This is a genomic window from Gordonia sp. NPDC003950 (assembly GCF_053605205.1).
Genome location: NZ_JBSGIT010000052.1, coordinates 1 through 4,675 on the forward strand (window position 1 = coordinate 1; position 4,675 = coordinate 4,675).

3 protein-coding genes and 1 pseudogene are annotated in these 4,675 nt (G+C 66.2%); 3 read left to right on the forward strand and 1 reads right to left on the reverse strand.

The window, feature by feature from the left end; translation table 11 throughout:
* Positions 1-149: 149 nt before the first annotated feature.
* Positions 150-1,179, reverse strand: a pseudogene (locus tag ACWETB_RS23715) (amino acid permease); the annotation flags it as partial.
* On the opposite strand from ACWETB_RS23715, the gene ACWETB_RS23720 reads away from it, so the two are divergent.
* The 3 genes from ACWETB_RS23720 (at position 1,078) to ACWETB_RS23730 (ending at position 4,433) form a co-directional block, all read left to right on the forward strand.
* A complete protein-coding gene (locus ACWETB_RS23720) occupies positions 1,078-1,455 on the forward strand; it encodes a hypothetical protein (RefSeq protein ID WP_452214039.1) in 378 nt (125 codons plus the stop codon). The pseudogene ACWETB_RS23715 and the gene ACWETB_RS23720 overlap by 102 nt on opposite strands.
* Positions 1,456-1,595: 140 nt before the next feature.
* Positions 1,596-3,449: a putative nucleotidyltransferase substrate binding domain-containing protein gene (locus ACWETB_RS23725; protein WP_452214035.1), complete on the forward strand. Its 1,854-nt coding sequence runs from the start codon at positions 1,596-1,598 to the stop codon at positions 3,447-3,449.
* A 231-nt stretch (positions 3,450-3,680) separates the two neighbouring features.
* On the forward strand, positions 3,681-4,433 hold the full coding sequence (locus ACWETB_RS23730) for an NRDE family protein (RefSeq protein WP_452214037.1): 753 nt from the start codon (positions 3,681-3,683) through the stop codon (positions 4,431-4,433).
* The last annotated feature ends 242 nt before the right edge of the window (positions 4,434-4,675 follow it).

Below are 4,675 nucleotides of genomic sequence, written 5' to 3' on the forward strand. Positions count from 1 at the left end.
GCTGTACGCGGAGTCCGGCGGTCAGATGGCCGACACCGGCAGCATCACCACCAGCACCGGTGCCCGCCTGCGGGTGCGTGATGTCCAGCGTGCGGCACCAACTGCCGCAGTCGGAGCTGGCACGCGAAGATGGTGCCCCAGGTGAACACGATGCCCAGTGACGCGGCCTCCAAGGCGATGTCGAAGGCCTCGCCCGGCATCAGAATGTTGAGGATGACGCCGAGGCAGTAGACGATCGCAGTCACGCCGATGCCGATCCACGGCACACCGGAGCCACTCATCCGGGTCATCACTTCCGGTGCCTGCTTGGACATTCCGAGACTGCGCAGCACACGGCCGGTGGAGTACAGACCCGAGTTCAGCGAACTCATGGCGGCGACGATGAGCACCGCGTTGATAACGCCACCCATCCAGCCCATGCCCAGCCTGGAGAACACCGTCACGAACGGGCTCTCCACGTCGCCTGCGGCGTTCGTACCGTACTCGGAGGTGGGCAGCATGCAGGCCAGCAGCAGGATCGATCCGCAGTAGAACACGCCGATGCGGAAGATGACGGCATTGACCGCCTTGGGGACCTCCCGTTCGGGATTCTGCATCTCGCCGGCCGCGACCCCGACGAGTTCGATCGCGGCGTATGCGAACACGACACCGCTGAGTACCAGGATCGGCCCGTACCAGGCGTACGGATCCGCGGTCGGCCAGAATCCGCCGTTGGACCACAGGTTGGAGATCCCGGCCTGGGTGGTGCCGACGTGGATGCCGCCGACCACCACGACGATACCGACAACCAGGAACAGAACGATCGCGCCGACCTTCAGGATGCTTGCCCAGAACTCGAACTCGCCGAACGGCTTTTGCCGAGAGCAGATTGATCGCCAGCACGACCACCAGGGCGATGAGCGCACTCACCGCGTTGGGTAGTCCCGGGAACCAGAACTTCATGTAGACGCCGACGGCGGACAATTCGGCGATGCCGGTCAGTGCCCAGTTGAGCCAGTACATCCAGCCGGTGACGTAAGCGGCCTTCTCGCCGAAGAATTCCCGCATGTAGGAGACGAACGCGCCGCTGGTCGAGCGGTGCAGGACGAGTTCACCGAGGGCCCGCATGAGGAAGTAGGCGACGAGTCCGGCGAACGCATAGCTGAACAGCAGTGCCGGGCCGACGGAATGCAGACGCGTGGCCGAACCCAGGAACAAGCCGGTTCCGATCGCACCTCCGATGGCGATCATCTGGACGTGACGTCGGCCCAACTCCTGTTTGTAGCCGACCTGTTCGGCGGCCAGATGGGCATGTGGGGTCGTTGTTTCGGTCATCAATTCCTCGTGGGGTTGATCTTCCTCGCGGCTCGGCGACTGCGACATACCGCGAGCGGTGGGTACGGCATGCGCAGAACCGGGGTCGCCGGAAATGCGGACTTCGGACGAGCGTGGACGCTGTCCGTCAAGCGAAGCTAGGTAACAGATGTTGCCCGATCATTACGATCGTGCGCTGGCACGTTACTGGTGGCGACATTTCGGGCATTTCGGGAATCCGCGGCCGGTCGCGACGTGACCTATCCTGATTCGGGACGTGCAATCGACACGAAGGATGGGGTGTGGACGATCTCGCGACAGCGTTGGGATCGCACCCACCGCTGGACTCACTGTCCGACGACGAACTCGGGAGCATTGCATCGCGGGCCACGGTCGTCTCCTTCGAATCAGGCGCCCAGATCGTCAACGGGTTCACCGCGGTCACCCACCTGCTGTGGGTGGTGCTCGCCGGGCAGGTCGAGATCTTCAACCACCCAGAGCCCGGCGCCGACGGGCCGGATGAAATCCTCGGTCCCGGTGGGATTTTCGGATACTCCTCGCTGTTGACGCGCGAACGTGAGGGCCCGATCGCCGTCGCGGCGGGGCCGGTTCGGGTCTGTCAGATTCCAGAAGATGCTGTGCGCCCACTGTTCTCGGGTCTTGCGGGAGCGAGGTTCCTGGCGGGGCAACTGTCTTCGAGCCGGCGACGAGCGGTGCCGACGACTGCCGGGCAGGGGACCGTCGAAGAGTTGATCAGCTCGATCCCGGTCGTGGCATCGGCCGAGGAGTCGGTGGCCACCGCCGCCGAACGCATGACCGCCGCTGGTCAGCCCTACATCGTGATCCCCGCGCCGAACGGACGATTCGGGGTCCTCACCGACCGCGACATCCGCGTTCGGTGCGTCGCCGCGGGCCGCGGTGTGACCACGCCGATCGGCGAGGTGATGAGTTTCCCGGCCGTCACCGTGCGTATCGATGCCTCTGCCGCCGAGGTGCTCACGCTCATCGTCGACCGCGGGCTCGGCTGCGTTCCGGTGACCGGTCCGGGCGGTGAACTCCGTGGGGTAGTGGTGCCCACCGATTTCGTCGCGGTGCCTGCGGGTCCGAGCATGACGTTGCGCCGGCAGGTGGCCGAGTCGACAACGGTCACTGAACTGCAGGAGCGGGCGCGCCGGATGCCGTACCTCGTCGGTGACCTGGTGCGCGGCGGACAACCGGCTGCCGAGATCACCCGGGTGCTCTCCCTTGTCCACGACGCGGTGATGCGACGCGCGATCGAATTGGTGTTCACTGCAGCGCCCGAGTTGGATCCCCAGGCGATGACTTGGCTGTCGCTGGGGAGCAACGCCCGTCGCGAGCCGGTGCTCAGTTCCGACGTCGACAGCGCGGTCTCGTTGGCCGACGACCTGGGCGCAGACGAGATCGCCAGGTATCGGGGCGCATTCGCCGAGGTCGACACAGTTCTGCGTGGTGCCGGGATGCGGGTCGACACCAACGGTGCCATCGCGTCGATGCCGCTGTTCACCCGCACACACAGTCAGTGGCGGGCCGCCGCGCGGACCTGGCTCGATGCCCCCGCCGACAACAAGGGCATGATCTTCACCTCGCTGCTCCTCGATGGGCGTCCGATCTGGGGCGACCCGGGACTGACTGCGGTCGCGGAGGTGTTCGGTGACCTGCGATCGCATCCGGCGACCTTGCGCATGCTGCTCGCCGAAGCGCTGTCGACGCCGGCGCGACTGCGGTCGATGCGCGACGTGCTCGCACGCCGCACCGGCACAGTCGACATCAAGCGGCACGCCCTCACGCCCCTGGTGAACATCGCGCGGTGGGGTGCCCTCGCGGTCGGGTCCGTCGAACTCGACACCCGATCGAGGTTGTGTGATGCCGGTGCGTCGGAGGTCCTCGGCGGTGACGCCGCAACGACCCTCGTCGAGGTCTTCGATGTGCTGCAACGGATCCGACTGCGCTATCAACTCGAGCAGATCGAACGGCGGGAAGACCCTTCGGACGTCATCACTCTGCGTCGACTCTCGCCGCTGGACCGGAGCCTGCTCGCTCAGGCTGTGCGCGAGATCTCCGCGGTGCAACGCCGGATGGGCAATGTCGCGCAGTACGCGCCGGTGGAGGATTGGGGAGCCGGCACCGAGCGGTGATCGGGTGCCGCTTCGCCGCGCCCGCCGGTCGAGCCGGTCCGGAGCGATAGCGGAGGAGCGTGTCGTTTCGACGGAGCTCAACGCAAGGAGTCCTCGCGAGCCGACAACGAAACCCGCTCACCCCCAACCGAACCCAGCGCCATCACCCTGCTCTCAGATCGGGCTGTGCTCTGGCGCACCATACTCGGTGGCGGGGTGGGGCCCACCGGTACACCCGGTAGCCTCGACGGTGTGTGCCTGATCTTGTTCGCCGTCGACGCCTCCCCCTACCACCGGCTGATCCTGGCGGCCAACCGGGACGAGTTCTTCACGCGCAGTACTGAACCGGTTCACGCCTGGCCCGACCTGCCGATCATCGGTGGACGTGACCTTCAGGCCGGCGGAACCTGGATGGGTGTGTCCACCGTCGGCGCCCGGCGTCTGGCTGCGGTCACCAACGTCCGCGACGGCATCGCCCAACCGATGCCGGACAAGCGCTCACGTGGGGCGCTGCCCGTCGACTTCCTGATCTCCGGGCAGATGGCTCGCGCATCGGCAGGCGACTTCGTCGAGCACGCACCCGACTACGCGCCGGTGAACCTCCTTCTCGACGACGGAGACGACATCTACTGGGCGACAAATCATCCCGATCCGCAGCTGTGCCGCGTCGAGCCGGGCATCCACGGATTGTCGAACGGGCTGCTCGATGAGCCATGGCCCAAGGTCACCCGCGGGGTGACCGCGGTGGGCGCCCATCTCGAGGCCGCACCCGATCGCCTGCTGGACATGTTGCATGACACCGTGATTGCCGATGATGCGGCGTTGCCACACACCGGGGTGTCACTCGAACAGGAGCGTGCGCTGTCACCGATGTTCGTCGACAGCGGCGACTACGATACGCGCGCAAGCACTGTCGTGCGCATCGGATATGACGGCCACGGTGACATCACCGAACGCCGGTATCCGCGTGGACAGCAACCGCAGACCGTCGCGATCGATTTCTGACCGCACGCGGGTAACGCCGGTTCCGCCCAGGGCGACAACTTGGCGCATACCGTGAATCCCATGACGATGGAATACCGCCCGTGCGGGCGCCGGCGTGGTCAAGGCATGCGCGCTCGGCGTCGCGATGGCCGCGGTGAATCCGAAGAATCTGCTGATCACCGTGTCGGCGGGGTGGGGCGGGGCTCCCCGGCCCCGCCCCCCGCGGGGGTGATCGCAAGAGCTCACGTTGTTAATATAAAAAA